The organism is Streptomyces sp. NPDC002623 (genome assembly GCF_053592635.1).
Genome location: NZ_JBSFWB010000030.1, coordinates 66,676 through 83,347, shown reverse-complemented (window position 1 = coordinate 83,347; position 16,672 = coordinate 66,676). Strand labels below are relative to the sequence as shown.

Annotated in this window: 5 protein-coding genes; all 5 read left to right on the top strand. The window is 72.0% G+C overall.

Annotated features, from left to right (window positions below; all coding sequences use genetic code 11):
- The first annotated feature begins 28 nt into the window (after positions 1-28).
- Positions 29-934: an ABC transporter ATP-binding protein gene (locus ACWD4O_RS37630; protein WP_451287099.1), complete on the top strand. Its 906-nt coding sequence runs from the start codon at positions 29-31 to the stop codon at positions 932-934.
- A gap of 90 nt (positions 935-1,024) precedes the next feature.
- On the top strand, positions 1,025-2,083 hold the full coding sequence (locus ACWD4O_RS37625) for an iron-siderophore ABC transporter substrate-binding protein (RefSeq protein ID WP_451287097.1): 1,059 nt from the start codon (positions 1,025-1,027) through the stop codon (positions 2,081-2,083).
- 2 nt (positions 2,084-2,085) lie between these two features.
- A complete protein-coding gene (locus ACWD4O_RS37620; protein ID WP_451287095.1) occupies positions 2,086-3,873 on the top strand; it encodes an ABC transporter ATP-binding protein in 1,788 nt (595 codons plus the stop codon).
- A gap of 70 nt (positions 3,874-3,943) precedes the next feature.
- Positions 3,944-14,917 carry an amino acid adenylation domain-containing protein gene (locus ACWD4O_RS37615; protein WP_451287094.1) on the top strand — a complete coding sequence of 3,658 codons (10,974 nt, stop codon included), beginning with the start codon at positions 3,944-3,946 and terminating at the stop codon, positions 14,915-14,917.
- Positions 14,904-16,607 (top strand): ABC transporter ATP-binding protein, encoded by a 1,704-nt coding sequence (locus ACWD4O_RS37610; protein ID WP_451287092.1) that lies wholly within the window; start codon positions 14,904-14,906, stop codon positions 16,605-16,607. The genes ACWD4O_RS37615 and ACWD4O_RS37610 overlap by 14 nt, the downstream gene beginning before the upstream one ends.
- Positions 16,608-16,672: the final 65 nt, after the last annotated feature.

Below are 16,672 nucleotides of genomic sequence, written 5' to 3'. Positions count from 1 at the left end.
GTTAGGCACACCTAAATCAGGGGGGCTTGTGGGCGCTCAGCACATCACCGAGTCCGAGTCCGAGGCCGACACCCGGGCCGGGACCGGGTCCGGGACCGGATCCGGGTCCGCGGTCCAGGACGGATCGCGTCTGGCGGCCCGGGGCGTCACGGTCGGATACGGCGGCCGGACCGTGATCGACGCACTCGACGTGGCGATCCCGCCCGGGGTGATCACCACGATCATCGGCCCCAACGGCTGTGGCAAGTCGACCCTGTTGCGGACCCTGACGCGGCTGCTCAAGCCGACCAGGGGCACGGTCGTGCTGGACGGCGAGGACATCGTCCGGCTCAAGACCCGGGACGTGGCGAAGAAACTCGGTCTGCTGCCGCAGGCGCCGGTCGCGCCGGAGGGGCTGACGGTGGCCGACCTGGTCGCCAGGGGCCGTCATCCGCACCAGAGCTGGCTGCGGCAGTGGTCGTCGGACGACGCCGCCGTCGTGGAGCGCGCGCTGGCCATGACCGGGGTCTCCGATCTGGCGGACCGTCCGGTCGACGCGCTCTCCGGCGGACAGCGGCAGCGCGTCTGGATCTCGATGACCCTGGCCCAGGGCACCGATCTGCTGCTGCTCGACGAGCCGACCACCTATCTGGACCTGGCGCACGCGATCGATGTGCTCGACCTGGTGGACGATCTGCACGAGTCGGGATGCACCGTGGTCATGGTGCTGCACGATCTGAATCTGGCCACCCGTTACAGCGACAACCTCATTGTGATGAGGGCGGGTTCGATCCTCGCGCAGGGGCACCCGCGTGACGTGATCACCGCCGAGCTGCTGCACGAGGCGTTCGGGCTGCGCGCCGAGGTGATCGAGGACCCGGTGGGCGGCCGGCCGCTCATCGTGCCGATCGGCCGCACCCATGTCCGGGAGAACTCCCCAGGTAAAAAGCAGTAGTTAGGCTAGGCTAACCTCATCTTTGTAGGTAAGGTTTGCCTGCCCTTAGAACAAGGTGCAGCGGACAGTGCGAGAGCAAAGGGATTGCGGATGCTCCTCCATCGAACGACGCTCATGAAGCCCTGGCGGCGATTCGCGGCGGTGTTGTCGGCCGCGACGCTCGGCGTGGGGCTCCTGGCCGGATGTGGCTCGGACTCGGCGGACAAGGACTCGTCGAGTGACACCACCTCGGCTGCCGCTGCGGCCGGCGTGTTCCCGGTCACCGTGGAGCACGCATTCGGAACCACGACGGTGAAGAAGGCGCCCGAGCGGGTCGTCACCGTCGGCTACACCGACGACCAGTCCGTCCTGGCGTTCGGCATCAAGCCGGTCGGCATGGTCGACCAGTACCCGAACCCGACGGGTCAGAGCCCCGACATCAACACGCAGTGGCCGTATGTGAAGGACGCGTGGGGTGACGCCAAGCCCGAGGTCATCATGCAGAACGGCGACTCCGGCCCCAACTACGAGAAGATCGCCGCGCTTCGGCCGGACCTGATCATCGCGGTCTACTCCGAGGTCGACCAGGCCGCCTACGACAAGCTCTCGAAGATAGCTCCGACGGTCGGCCGCACCAAGGCCGAGAAGGAGCCCTTCAGCGCGCCGTGGCAGGACAACGCGCTCCAGATCGCGACGGCGGTCGGCAAGGCCGCCGAGGGCAAGAAGATGATCGCGGACATCCAGGCCAAGCTCGACGCCGCCAAGGCCGCGCACCCCGAGTTCGCGAACCAGACCGCCGTCGCGCTGTCCTGGTACAAGGACGCGGTGAACCCCTTCACCTCCACCGACGTGCGCGGACAGCTGCTGACGGGCATCGGCTTCAAGTACCAGACCGAGATCGACAAGATCGCGGACGGCGGCTTCTCCGTGGCGCTCTCCCCCGAGCGCATGGACCTGGTCGACGTCGACCGCATCTTCGTCATCAACGACAAGGCGGACACCGAGGCCATGAAGAAGGACAAGCTGTACGCCAACCTCGGCGCGGTGAAGAACGGCAAGGTCTCGTACCTGCTGGACAGCGAGGGCCCGGCGATCGGCGCGGCCATCTCCCAGGGCACCCTGCTGTCCATGCCGTACGCGATCGACGAGCTCGTCAAGTCGGCAGAGTAGGTGTGAGCACCACCGACACACGCGTCGCCCCGGCAACCCTGCGCACGGCGACCGGACGCGAGGCCACCCGATGGGTCGTGGCGCACTGCCGCGAAGTGCCGGGGCTGACGGCGGCCACCGTGATCACCACGGTGGTCGGCGCGGCGCTCCAGGTGCTCCCGGTGCTGCTGCTCGGCCGGGTGGTCGACGGAGTGGTCGGCGGCGAACCGCGCTCGACCCTGGTCACGATCGGGGCGTTGATGGTGGCCGCCGCGCTGCTCGGCGCGGCGGCCACCGCGGTGTCCACCTATCTGATCGGGCGGCTGGGCGCGGATCTGCTGGCCCGGCTGCGCGAAGGCGCCGTCCGGGCCGTGCTGGGGATGCCGAGCTCACGCATCGAACAGGTCGGCCGGGGAGATGTGCTCTCCCGGGTCGGCGACGATGTGGCCGTCATCTCCAAGGGCATCCGCACGGCCATCCCCACGGTGTTCTCCGCCGGGGTCCTGGTCGCCATCGCCACGGCCGGCATGTTCGGCCTGGACTGGCGGCTGGGCCTGGCGGGCGCCGGCGCACTGCCCGCCTACGCGCTCGCCCTGCGCTGGTATCTCCCCAGGTCCGCCCCGCTCTACCGTAACCAGCGGGTGGCCCAGGCCGACCGTGCGCAGGCGCTGATCAGCGGTCTCAACGGGATCGACACGGTCCGGGCGTACCGTCTGGAGGACGCCTTCCGCGAGAAGGTCACCGTCGAGTCGAAGCGGGTGCGCGATCTCGGCATCGACGTGTTCCGGTTCTTCGGCCGGTTCGTCGGCCGGGAGAACCGCGCCGAGTTCATCGGGCTGGTCCTGATCCTCGTGGTCGGGTACGCCCTGCTGGAGGCCGATGCCGCGACCCTGGGCGAGGTGTCGGCGGCCCCGCTGCTGTTCCACCGGCTGTTCACCCCGCTGGGCGCCATCATGTTCACCTTCGACGAGGCGCAGAAGTCGGGTGCGAGCCTGACCCGCCTGGTCGGAGTGCTGGGGGAGGACTCGGAGGACCGGCTGGTGGGCGACGCGACCGTCGCCTCGGCGGACTCCGGCCCCCACCCGGTGACCGTGCGGGGGCTGACGTTCCGATACCCGGACGCCGACGAACCGGTGCTGCGGGACGTCGACCTGACGATCCCGGCCGGCGGCTCGCTCGCGCTGGTGGGGGCGACGGGCGCGGGCAAGACGACCCTGGCCGCGCTGATCGCGGGCATAGGGACCCCGGACGCCGGTTCGGTGCGGGTCGGGTCGACCGACCTCGCCGGTCTGGACGAGGCCGGGGCGCGGGCCCTGGTGAGCATCCTGACCCAGGAGACGCATGTCTTCTCCGGTCCGCTCGCCGACGATCTGCGGCTGGCCGCGCCGAAGGCGACCGACGCCGAGCTGACCGACGCCCTGCGCACGGTCGGCGCCGACGGGTGGGTCGAGGCGCTGCCCGACGGACTGAACACCATGGTCGGCGAGGGCGGCGAGCGCCTGGACGTCACCAAGGTCGCCCAGATCGCCCTGGCCCGGCTGGTGCTGGCCGGATCTCCCGTGGTGGTGCTCGACGAGTCGACCGCGGAGGCGGGCAGCGAGGGCGCCGCCGAGCTGGAGCGGGCGGTGCTGGCCGCGTGCGCGGGCCGGACCACGTTGTTCGTGGCGCACCGGCTGACCCAGGCGATGGCGGCGGACCGGATCGCCGTGCTGGACGCGGGGCGCGTCGTGGAGCAGGGAACGCACGAGGAGTTGGTCGCTCTGGGCGGCCGGTACGCGCGACTGTGGCGAGCGTGGCGAGAGGGCAGCTAGAGACCTGGTTAGGTAACCCTAATTTAGGTTAGGCTAACTTTCATACCATGGAAGGGATGCTGAGTCTTCGATGATGGAACCCCGCGCGCGCGTTGTGCTGCTCTCTCCCACGCGCCTGGCCGACGTACGCCGGCGTACCGGCGACTTCTCCGACAGGACCATCGCCGAAGCGTGTGCCATCGGGCTGTCCTACTGGGCCACCGGCCGCAGCCCCGACGGCATCGACCTCACCCCCGGCACGCTGTTCGCCGACGTCCTCGGCTGGGTCGACAACGGCGGTGCCGGACCCGGCGGTTGGCAGGTCGGCCCGGACGGCGTGGACGGCGTGGACGGCGTGGAAGGCGTGGACGGTGCGGACGACTCGGACGGCCGCAGCATCGCCGTCCCGGAAGGCGTCGAGCTCGCCGAGGCGCAACTCGCCCTCGACGACCTGGCCGACTTCCCCGACCGGCCCCTCGGCACCATCGGCCCGTCCGACGTGACCGCGCGGCTCGAAGCCCTGACCGGGTGGAACGACACCCACGCCGACCGGGTCCGCCCGACCATCGTGGAGATGTTCCGCGAGCAGGCGCGGACCCGGCCGGACGCCGTCGCCGTCGTCGACGAGCACCGCTCGCTGACCTACCGTCAGGCGGCCGTGCTGTCCGGCCAGTTGGCCCACCGCCTGATCGAACACGGGCTCACCGCCGAGCAGGTCGTCGGCATCTCGCTCGGCCGCTCCGCCGACATGGTGATCGGCCTGCTCGGCGTGCTCCAGGCGGGCTGCGCGTTCGTGCCCCTCGATCCACAGTGGCCGGCCGCCCGCCGCGCCGTCGTCATCGAGGACGCCCGCGTCGTCGTCCAGCTCAACGACTCGGGCGAGCACGCCCCGGAGGAACCGGAAGCCGTCGCCGTGGACCTCGGCGACTGGAAGTTCGGCTCCTACCCGGCCGAGGCGCCCGAAGTCGCCGTCCCCGGCGACGCGCTGGCATACGTGATCTTCACCTCCGGTTCGACCGGGCGGCCCAAGGGCGCGATGATCCGGCACGAGGCGATCAGCGAGCGCCTGCTGTGGCAGGTCGACGAGATCCTGCACTTCGGCCACGACGACGCCTCGCTCTTCAAGGCGCCGCTCTCCTTCGACATCTCCATCAACGAGATCTTCCTGCCGCTGGTCAGCGGTGGCCGACTGGTGGTCCTGCGGCCCGGCGGCGAACGCGACCCGCACCATCTGCTGGGCGTGATCGCCGAACAGCGCGTCACCTTCACCTACCTGGTGTCGTCCATGCTGGACGTGCTGCTGGAGATCGCCGGCGACTCCGGACGGCTGGACAGCCTGCGGCACGTGTGGTGCGGCGGCGAGGTGCTGACCCCGGAGCTGTACGAACGGTTCCGCACCCGGCTCGACATCCCCATGTACCACGGCTACGGCCCGGCCGAGACGACCATCGGCGTCTCGCACGTCATCTACCGGGGTGCGGCGGAACGCCTGTCGACGTCCATCGGCCGGGCCAACCCCAACACCCAGCTGTACGTGCTCGACGACGAGCTGCGCCCGGTCCCCGTCGGGGTCGGCGGCGAGCTGTACGTGGGCGGCTTCCTGCTGGGGCGCGGCTACGTCAACGCGCCCGGCCTGACCGCGTCCCGGTTCGTCGCGAACCCCTTCGCCGACGACGGCTCCCGGCTCTACCGGACCGGCGACCTGGCGAGGTACGCCCCCGACGGGTCGCTGGACTTCCTCGGCCGCGCCGACAACCAGATCAAGATCCGCGGCATGCGGCTGGAGATCGAGGACGTCGAGGTCGGCCTCGCCGAACACCCCGGAGTACGGCACACCTGCGTCGTCGCGAAGAAGAACTCGGCGGGCGGCACCTACCTGGTGGGCTATGTGATCCCCGCCGCCGGCAGCGCCGACCTGCGCGCCGACGACGTCAAGGCATGGGCCGCCGAGCACATGGTCGAGTACATGGTGCCCACCCACATCGTCGTGCTGACGGAGTTCCCGCTCACCGCGAACGGCAAGCTCGACCGCATCGCGCTGCCCGAGCCCGTGGTGGTCACCGGCACGATCGTCCCGCCCAGCACCGAGAACGAGCGCATCGTGTGCGCGGCGGTCGCGGCGGTGCTGCGGCTGGAAGAGGTCGGCGTCGACCAGGACATCTTCCGGCTCGGCGGCGACAGCATCCTGGCGATCTCGCTGCTCTCCGCCCTGCGCGAGGCGGGTCTCCATGTCACGGCACGGCAGATCTTCACCCACAGCGTCGTCGGGGCGCTGGCGGCGGTGGCCGGCCGTGAGGACGTCTCCACGGTCGACCACGGCGATGTGCCGACCGGCTCCGTCGTGGGATCGCCCATCGTGCAGTGGCTCGGCGAGACCACCGACGCGACAGACGGCTTCGTGCAGTCCGTGGTGCTGAACACCCCGGCCGGCCTGACCGCCGACGCCCTCGACGAGATCCTCGCCGCCGTCCTCGGCCGGCACGACATGCTGCGCGCCCGGCTCGTGCGCGGCGACCGCTGGAGCTTCGACATCCCCGAGCCGGGCCCCACCGCCGAGCTCTGGCAGGAGAGCGACCGACCGCTCGACGAGTGCGTGGCGCTCGCCACCGACGGGCTGGACCCGGCCGACGGCGCGATGCTGCGGGCCGTCTGGCGGCGCGCGGCACGACAACTCGTCGTGGTCGTCCACCACGTGGTGATCGACGGCGTGTCCTGGCGGGTCCTGATGGACGACCTGGCCACGGCCTGGCGGCAGTCCGCCGCCGGTGCGCCGATCGAACTGCCCCCGGTCGGCACGTCGTTCAGGCGCTGGACACAGGCGCTGGAACGCGCGGCGTTCGACGCGGACAGCGCCTACTTCTGGCGTCCCCTGCCGGGAACGGACGAGCCGGTCGGCAGACGGGCGCTGTCCGAAGCCGACACCGTCGCCCGCGAACGGGTGCGGACCGTCTCCGTCGGCCCCGACGTCACGGCCGCGCTGCTGGGCGAGATCCCCGCGAAGTTCCACGCGGGCGTCAACGACGTCCTGCTGACCGCGCTCGCCGTCACCCTCGCCCGCCGGCGCCGCGACCTCGGCCAGGACCAGACGTTCGCGTACATCGAGCTCGAAGGCCACGGCCGCGAAGGACAGTTCGTCGCGGACGCCGTCGGCTTCGAACCCGAACTCTCGCGCACCGTGGGCTGGTTCACCACCCTCTTCCCGGTCACCGTGGACCCCGGCGCGACCACCGACTTCACCGCCCCCGGGTACCTGGCCGCCGCGCTCAAGGCCGTCAAGGAAGACCTCGCCCGGGTGCCCGACAACGGCGTCTCCTACGGCGCCCTGCGCTACCTGACCCGGACCGAGTTCGACGCCCCGGCGCCGCAGGTGCTCTTCAACTACCTCGGCCGCTTCGACGCCGGCTCGTCCGGGGACTGGCAACTCGCCGGAACCACAGGCCAGTTGGGCGAGAAGCGCGACCCGCGGATGCGGCTGCCGCGCGCCCTGGAGTTCAACGCGATCGCCGAACCCGCCGCCACCGGCGGATACGAGCTGGTCACCACCGTCTCCTGGCCCGACGCCATGTTCACCGACGAGGACATCGAGACGGTCGGCGCGTACTTCCGGGAGGCACTGACCGGCCTGGCCGCGCTGGAGGAAGGCGGCCACTCGCCCAGCGACTTCGCCGCGGTGCCCCTCACCCAGGCCGACGTCGACGACCTGGACGGCCCGGCGCTGCGGGACATCCTGCCGCTGACCCCGCTCCAGGAGGGCCTGTACTTCCACTCGGTCTTCGACGACGACTCGGCCGGCGCCTACGTCGAGCAGCAACTGCTCACACTGAGCGGGGAGGTGGACGCCCATCGGCTCGCCGCGGCCGCCACCCGGCTGCTCACGCTGTACCCGAACCTGGCCGCCCGGTTCACGGCCCTCGCCGACGGCCGTGTGGTCTCCGTCCTGGAGAGCGCGGTGGAGGCCCCCTTCACCACGCTCGACCGCCCCGGCATCACCGACGCCGAGATACGCGAGTACGCCGAGCGCGACCGCCGTGCCGGATTCGACCTGGCCACCGGCCCGTTGATGCGCTACACCCTCATCCGCGCCGGCATCGGCCGCAACATCCTGGTGCAGACCGTGCACCACATCATCGCCGACGGCTGGTCGGTGCCGCCGATGCTCCGCGCACTGCTGGCCGAGTACCACGCGCCGGGAACGGTGTACCCGCTCGGCGGCTTCCCCGACTACGTGCGCCGGCTCGCCGGACTCGACGACGACGAGAGCGACCGGGTCTGGGGCGAACAGCTCGCCGAGCTGCCCGGCCCCTCGCTGGTCGCCGAAGGGCACACCCCCTCCGACCGCTTCACCGACATCGCGGTGGAGCCGGGCGACGACATCGACGCGGCGGTCCGCGCGGCCGGCGTGCCGCTGAGCGTGGCCGTGCACAGTGCATGGGCGGTGACGCTGGGCGGCCTTCTGCACGGCCGTGACGTGGTGTTCGGCTCCACGGTCTCCGGACGCGACGCCGACGTGCCCGGCATCGAGGACATGGTGGGTCTGTTCATCAACACGATCCCCGTGCGCGCCCGTTGGACCCCCGCCACCACCTCGTCCGGCCTCCTGGCCGCGGTGCGCGAGCACCAGAGCGCGGTCCTGCCGCACCAGCACGTCTCGCTGGCGCGGATCGGCCGCCAGGCCGGCGCCGGCTCCCTGTTCGACACCCTGGTGGTGTTCGACGTCGCGACCGACGTGGCCGGTCTGCGTCGACCCGGCGACACGCTGGCCATCGCCGACATCGTCAACGAGGGCGCTCCGCACTACCCGTTGACCCTCGTCGTGGAGCGCGCGCTCGACGGCCGTCCGCGCTTCAACCTGATCTACGACGGCGAACTGCTGCGGGAGTCGAGCGCCCGGACGATCCTGGACAGCTTCACCGAGACCCTCACCGGCCTGCTCGCCCGGCCCGAGGCCCTGGTCGACGAACTCGCGCCCGAGCGGGCACCGACCCCCGAGCAGGCCACCGCGACGACCCTGGGCGCTCTGTTCGCCGCCGCCGCGCAGCGCGACCCCGCCGCCACCGCCGTCACCCAGTGCGCCCTCGACGGCAGCACCCGGTCCCTCACCTACGGCGAACTGGCGGACGCCAAGGACGAGTTGGCCTCGACCCTGAGAGCGGCCGGGGTCCGGCCGGGCAAGCGGGTCGCCGTCGCCGTCCCGCGCTCCCTCGAACAGGTCGTCGCCCTGGTCGCGATCGTCACCGCGGGCGGCGCGTACGTGCCGCTGGACCTGGCGTACCCGGACGAACGGCTGGAGTACATCCTCGCCGACGCGGCCCCGCAGGTCGTTCTCGTGGAGCGCGAGCAGCGCGACCGGTTCACCGGGCTGCTCGCCCGGGCGGGCGTCCCGGCGCGTGTGCTCGTCCAGGGAGAAGAGCTGCCGCAGGACCTCGGGCCCGAGCCCGAGGTCAGCCCGCACGACCCCGCGTACGTCATCTACACGTCCGGGTCCACCGGCCGGCCCAAGGGCGTCGTCGTCCCGCACTCCAGCGTGGTGTCGCTGCTCGCGGGCACCCGGCCCGACATGGACTTCGGCCCGCAGGACGTCTGGGTCCAGTTCCACTCCTTCTCCTTCGACTTCGCGGTCTGGGAGCTGTGGGGCGCACTGGCACACGGCGGTGAGCTGCTGGTGCCCGAGTACGGGCTGACCCGCTCCCCGGTCGACTTCCACCGGCTGGTCCGCGAGCGCGCAGTGACCGTGCTCAACCAGACCCCGTCGGCGTTCTACCAGTTCATCGAGGCCGACCGGCACGCCGGAGAGCCGGTCCCCGCACTGCGCCGGATCATCTTCGGCGGCGAGGCGCTCGACCTCGGGCGACTGCGCGGCTGGGTCGAACGGCACGGCACGGGCCGACCCGAGCTGGTCAACATGTACGGCATCACCGAGACCACGGTCCATGTCACCCACCGGGTGCTGACCGACGAGGACTTCGCCCTCGGCGACGACGTCAGCCCGATCGGCGGTCCGATCCCCGGCCTGGTCACCTATCTGCTCGACGACCGGCTCCGGCCGGTGCCGCCGGGCCGGGTGGGCGCGATCTACGTGGCCGGCGACCAGGTGTCGCTCGGCTACCTGGGCAGGCCCGGGCTCACCGCGGGCCGGTTCGTGGCCAACCCGTTCGCGGGCGACGGCTCCCGCATGTACCACACGGGCGACCTCGCCCGCCGTACCCTCGACGGCGAGCTGGAGTTCGCCGGCCGCGCCGACGACCAGGTCCAACTCAAGGGCTTCCGGATCGAGTTGGGCGAGGTGGAGGCCGCGATCCGGGAACTCGACTCCGTGGTCGACGTCGCCGTCACGGTGGCGGACAGCGGCGACCACCTGATCGCCCACCTCGTGGGCCGGGCGCCGGCCGACCTCACCGACCTGCTGTCGGCGAAGCTGCCCGTGCACATGGTGCCGGGGCGGGTCCTTCCCGTCGACGCCCTGCCGCTGACGGTCAACGGCAAGCTGGACCGCAAGGCGCTGGCCGCGCACGCCACACAGACACAGACACAGACACAGACACAGACACCGGACGACGCCCCGGCGGCCGCGAACGACTCCGCGCTCGCCGCGTTGGTCGGCATCTTCGCCGACACACTGCCCGGCTCCGCCGCCGACGGCGACACCGACTTCTTCCGGGCCGGAGGCGACAGCATCGTCGCCATCACCGTCGTCAACCGGGCCAGGGCGCTCGGACTGCCGATCGCGCCCCGGGACGTGTTCCTGCTGCGGACGCCTCGCGCGCTCGCCGAGCAGCTGCGCACGACGAGCACCCCGCAGCCCGTGGCCGCCGTGCCCGCCCGCCGCGCGGACGGCCCGCTGACGCCGACCCCGATCATCCTGCGCCAGCGCGAACTGGGCGGCTCACTCGCCCGGTTCGCCCAGGCCAGGACCCTCACGGTCGCCGAGGGCGCCGGGTTCGCCGAAGTCGAGCGCGCCGCGAACGCCGTCGTGGCCGCGCACCCGGCCCTGCGGCTGCGGCTGCGCGTCGAGCACGGCGTGTGGGCCCTGCGCACCGAACCGGCGACCGGCGAGGTCCCCGTCGCCCGGCCGGACACCACCGACGCGACGGCCGTGGCGAACGAGGCCGCCGGCCGGCTCGATCCCGAGGCCGGGGACGTCGTCGCGTTCGCCTGGCTGGAGGCGAGCCGGACCCTGGTGATCACCGTGCACCACCTCGCCGTCGACTCGGTGTCCTGGCTGGTCCTCCTCGACGACCTGACCAACGCCCTGGCCGGCGCGGCCCTGCCGCCGCCGACCACCTCCTACGCCGAGTACGGCGAAGCGCTGACGCTCCGGTCCGCGCAGGCCGCCGACGACCTCGGGCACTGGGTCGACACGCTCCGGGCGCCCGCCCTGCTCCCCGCGGTCGAGGGGCTGCGCGAGACCACCGTCGTGCTCGCCCCCGACGTCAGCGACCGGGTGACGCGCACCGCGCCCGCCGCACTCGGCGTCGGGCTCACCGAGTTGCTGTGCGGCGCGCTGCGCAGCGCGCTGACCCGCGTCCAGCCGGCGCCCACCGATCTCGCGATCGAGCTGGAGCGGCACGGCCGGGTCCCGGTCCTCGAGAACCACGACTACACCCGCACGGTCGGCTGGTTCACCTCCATCGCCCCCGTGCGGCTCACCGCGCACACCGACCCCGTCGCGGCGGCCCGCGAGCTCGCCGAACGCCAGCCGGACGAGCGCGGGCACGTCGCCTACGGCCGGCTCAGGTACCTCAACCCGCAGACGGCCCCGCTGCTGACCGCCCGCCCGCAGGTGCTGTTCAACTACCTCGGCCGGGGCAGCGAGTCCCAGGCGCTGCACCTCACCGGCGGCGACCAGGGCAGCCCGTACGCCGTCGAGGTCAACGCGTGGATCGACGCGGCCACCGGCAGCCTGCACACCGCGTTCACGCTCGCCGAGGGCATCCCCGACGAGATCACCGAGCACTGGCGCGGCGCGCTGGAAGGCATCGCGGACGTCTCCGCCACGGCCGAACGCACCGCGCCGGTCACCCCGCTCCAGCGAGGCCTGTACTTCCAGGCCCAGATGGCGGGCTCGGCCGGACACTACGTCGCACAGAGCTGGTTCACCTTCGACCGGCGCCTGGACACCGACGCGCTGGCCGAGGCGATGACGCGCGTGATCGCCCGGCACCCGGTCGTGGGAGCCGGCTTCACCACGGACGACGACGGAAACCCGGTCCAGGTTCTCGCCGCGGGCCGGCGGGTCGACGTCCGCACGGTCGAGCTGTCGACGGACGCGGAGGTCGAGGAGCTGCGCGCCCGCGACCGCGACACGGGATTCGACCCCGGTGAACCGCCGCTGATCCGGCCGACCGTGGTCCGTCTCCCCGACGACCGCGACGGCCTGCTGCTCAGCTACCACCTGCTGCTGTGGGACGGCTGGTCCCGCGAGATCGTGCTGCGGGACCTGTTCGACGCCTACGAGGCCGTCCTCGCGGGCGAGCCCTGGGACGCGGCCCCCGCCACGCCGAGCTTCGAGGACTACGCCCGCGAGCTCGACGCCAAGGACGCCGCCGTATCGGAACGCTTCTGGGCCGGGCAGCTGGCCGCTCTCCCCGGTCCGACGCTGCTCGCCGGACCGGCGCCGGCCCTCTCGGACGAGCTGCCGAGCGCGCTCGTGCAGGCGCTGACCGCCGAGCAGTCCGAACTGCTGCGGGAAGTGGCCCGGGTGCACGGCGTCACGCTGAACTCGGTGCTGACCGGTGCGTTCGGCCTGCTGCTCGGCGCCCGCACGGGCCGCAGCGACGCCGTGTTCGGGGTGACCGTCTCCGGCCGGGACGGCGACGGCCTGGACGGCATCGTCGGCGTGCTGCTCAACACCGTCCCGCAGTGGACGCGGGCCCGGCCCGACGACACCGTCCGGGAGTATCTGCTCGCCGTGCAGGCGGCCCGGGTCGAGGCGATGGAGCACGAGCACCTCGGGCTCGGCGAGATCCAGCGGGCCAGCGGTCACGACACGCTGTTCGACAACCTGTTCGTGCTCCAGAACTTCCTGGACATGGACGCGTTCGCCGAGATGAACGCCCGGCACGGCATCACCGCGGTGAAGGCCGACGACTCGACCCACTACCCCTTCACCTGGGTCGTCACGCCCGGGGACCGGCTCACGGTCAAGCTGGAGTACCGCGACGAGGACACCGCGGGCGCCCGCCGTCTCCTCGACGACTACCTGCGGGTGCTCGAGGACCTGGCCCGCTCGACCGGCCCGGTCGGCGCGCTGCGGGGCCTGGCTGCGGAGCCCGAACGCGCCGAACGCACGGACGTCGGCACGGACACCGTCGTCGACCGCTTCGACCTGGCCGCGGACCGCGACCCGGAGCGGGTCGCGCTCGTCGCCCACGGCTCGACCATGACCTTCGGCCAACTCCGCGACCGCAGCCGGGCGGTGGCGGGCGTCCTCGCCCGGCGCGGCATCGGCCCCGAGACCAACGTGGGTCTCGCGATCCCGCGCTCCCTCGACTGGATCGTGGCGCTGTTCGCCGTGCTGCGCGTCGGCGCCGCGTATGTGCCGCTGGAGCTGGACCACCCGGACGAGCGGATCGCCGCGATCGTCGAGGACGCCCGCCCGGACGTCACCCTCACCGTGAGCGCCGTGTCCCCCCGGCTGACCGGCGACCTCATCGAGCTGGACCGCCCGCTGCCCGACGCCGAGCCGTATCGGACGTTCACGCCGGACGACCCGCACCGGCTGCGGCACCCCGCCTACACGATCTACACCTCCGGCTCGACCGGGAAGCCCAAGGGCGTGGTGACCGAGTACGCCGGGCTCACCAACATGCTGATCAACCATCAGCGCCGCATCTTCGAACCGGTGCTGGCCGACCACGGCCACCGGATCTTCCGGATCGCGCACACCGTGTCGTTCGCCTTCGACATGTCGTGGGAGGAACTGCTCTGGCTCGCCGACGGGCATGAAGTGCACATCTGCGACGAGGAGTTGCGCCGCGACGCCCCCCGGCTGGTCGAGTACTGCCTCGAACACGGCATCGACGTCATCAACGTGACCCCGACCTACGCCCAACAGCTGGTGGCGGAAGGCCTGTTGGACAACCCGGAGCGACGGCCGGCGCTGGTCCTGCTGGGCGGCGAGGCCGTCACCCCGACCCTGTGGCAGCGGCTCGCCGAGACCGAGGGGACGGTCGGCTACAACCTGTACGGGCCCACCGAGTACACCATCAACACCCTCGGCGTCGGCACCTTCGAGTGCCAGGACCCGGTGGTGGGCGTCGCGATCGACAACACCGACGTGTACGTCCTGGACCCGTGGCTGCGGCCGCTGCCGGACGGTGTGCCCGGCGAGCTGTACGTGTCCGGCATCGGCATCGCGCGCGGCTACCTCGGCCAGCCGGCCCAGACCGCGCACCGCTTCGTCGCCTGCCCGTTCGGCGAGCCCGGCGCGCGCATGTACCGCACCGGCGACCTGGTGGCGCGGCGGCCCGACGGAAACCTGCTCTACCTGGGCCGCACCGACCAGCAGGTCAAGATCCGCGGCCACCGGGTCGAACCGGGCGAGGTGGAGGCCGCGTTCGCGGCGCACCCGGCGGTGCGCTTCGTCGCCGCCGTGGCCCAGCCCGACCCACAGGTCGACGGCTCCTACCGACTGGCCGCCTATCTCGTCCTGGACGGCGCCGAGTTGGCTGCCGTCGCCGCCGAAGTGGGCGCCGCGCTGCCGGACTTCCTGCGCCCGACGCACTTCGCCCAGGTCGACAGCATCCCGCTGACGGTGAACGGGAAGGCTGACACCAAGGCGTTGCCGGAGGCCAAGCCGCTCGGCGCGCTGACGACGGCGGGGGAGCGCGGCCCTCGGACCGAGACCGAGACGACGGTCTGCGAGTTCTTCGCCGAGGCACTCGACCTGGACGACGACGAGGTGAGCGCGGTGAGCGACTTCGTGTCCCTCGGTGGGCACTCCATGCTGGCGGTGCGGCTGAACGGGCTGCTCCGCCGGGAGTACGGTCCTGTCATCACCATCCGTGACCTGTTCACCCTGCGAACCCCGGAAGCGATTGCCCGCCATCTCGATGACAACTCCTGACACGCAGCGGCCCCGCCCGGGGTCCGACATCCTCAAGTCCGCGCTGCGCCGCAACGTCGGCGCCATGGTCTGGGGCACCGTCCTCATGGGCCTCTACCAGGCCGGTGAGACCGCCTTTCCCATCGCGCTCGGTCTGATCGTCGAGCACACCATGCAGGGCGACCGGAACCTCGGCGCGCTCGCGGTGTCGATCGGCGCGCTCGCCGCGATCATCACGACGGTGTCGCTGTCGTGGCGGTTCGGCATGCGCATCCTGCAGAAGGCCAACACCACCGAGGCGCACCGCTGGCGGGTCGAGGTCGCCGCCTGCGGCCTCCAGCCGGTGGCCCGGGACATGGACCTCAAGTCCGGCGAGGTGCTGACCATCGCCACCGAGGACGCCGACCAGACCGCCGACATCATCGAGGTGGTGCCGCTGCTGATCAGCTCGCTGGTCGCGGTGGTGGTCGCGGCGGTCGCACTGGGCCTGGCCGACCTCCGGCTCGGCGCGCTGGTGATCGTGGGAACCGTCGCGATCCTGTCGATCCTCAGCGTGATGTCCAAGCGGATCGGCGCGAGCACCCAGGAACAGCAGGCCCGGGTGGCGCGGGCGGGCGCGAAGGTCGCCGACCTGATCATCGGCCTGCGCCCGCTGCACGGCTTCGGCGGCAACCACGCGGCGTTCCGCTCCTACCGGAAGGTCAGCACGGAGGCCAAGCACCAGGCGATCACCGTCGCCAAGGTGAACGGCGTGTACGCGGGCACCGCGCTGGCCCTCAACGCCGTCCTGGCCGCCGCCGTGACCCTCACGGCGGGCTGGCTGGCGTTCGGCGGAGAGATCACCATCGGCGAGCTGGTCATGGCCGTCGGCCTGGCGCAGTTCATCATGGAGCCGCTCAAACTGTTCTCGGAGATGCCGAAGTACGTGATGATCGCGCGCGCGTCGGCCGAGCGGATGGCGCTGGTGCTGACCGCCCCGCCGGTGACGACCCCGGGACCGGAGCGCCCGGCCGCGGGCGGGGACCTGGAGATCGACTGCGTCCGGCACGGGTCCCTGCGCAAGCTGAAGCTCAAGGTGTCCGCCGGCGAGTTCGTGGCGATCGCCGCCTACCAGCCGCGCGCGGCGGCCGACCTCGCGTCGGTCCTGGCCGTGAACGTCCCGCCCGACGCGTACGAGGGCGTGGTGCGGGTCGGCGGGCAGGAGCTGGCGGACCTGTCGGTCGAGGCGGTCCGCGCGCATCTGCTGGTGAACCCGTACGACGGGGAGATCTTCGCGGGCACCCTGCGCAGCAACATCGACCCCTCGGGCACCAGCCGGAGCGTGCCCGAGGCCGTCGAGGCGTCCATGCTGACGGACGTCGTCGCCCTGCACCGCGACGGGCTCGACTACGCCGTCCGCGACCGCGGCGCGAACCTCTCCGGGGGACAGCGGCAACGGCTGTCGCTGGCCCGCGCGTTGGCCGCCGACACCGACGTCCTCGTCCTGCACGATCCGACGACCGCCGTGGACGCGGTCACGGAGCAGCTCATCGCCCGCAACGTCGCGAAGCTGCGCCGGGGCCGCACCACCGTCGTCCTCACCAGCAGCCCGGCCCTGCTGGACGCCGCCGACCGGGTCCTGGTCCTGGACGACGGCGCCATCACGGCAGAGGACACCCACCGCAACCTGTTGGCGAGGGACGAGGACTACTGCGCGGCGGTGGCGCGCTGATCTACTGAACGCCCCGAGCAGGGACGCGCCCATAGGGGCGCGGGGCTGTCACATATGCGGCTCCG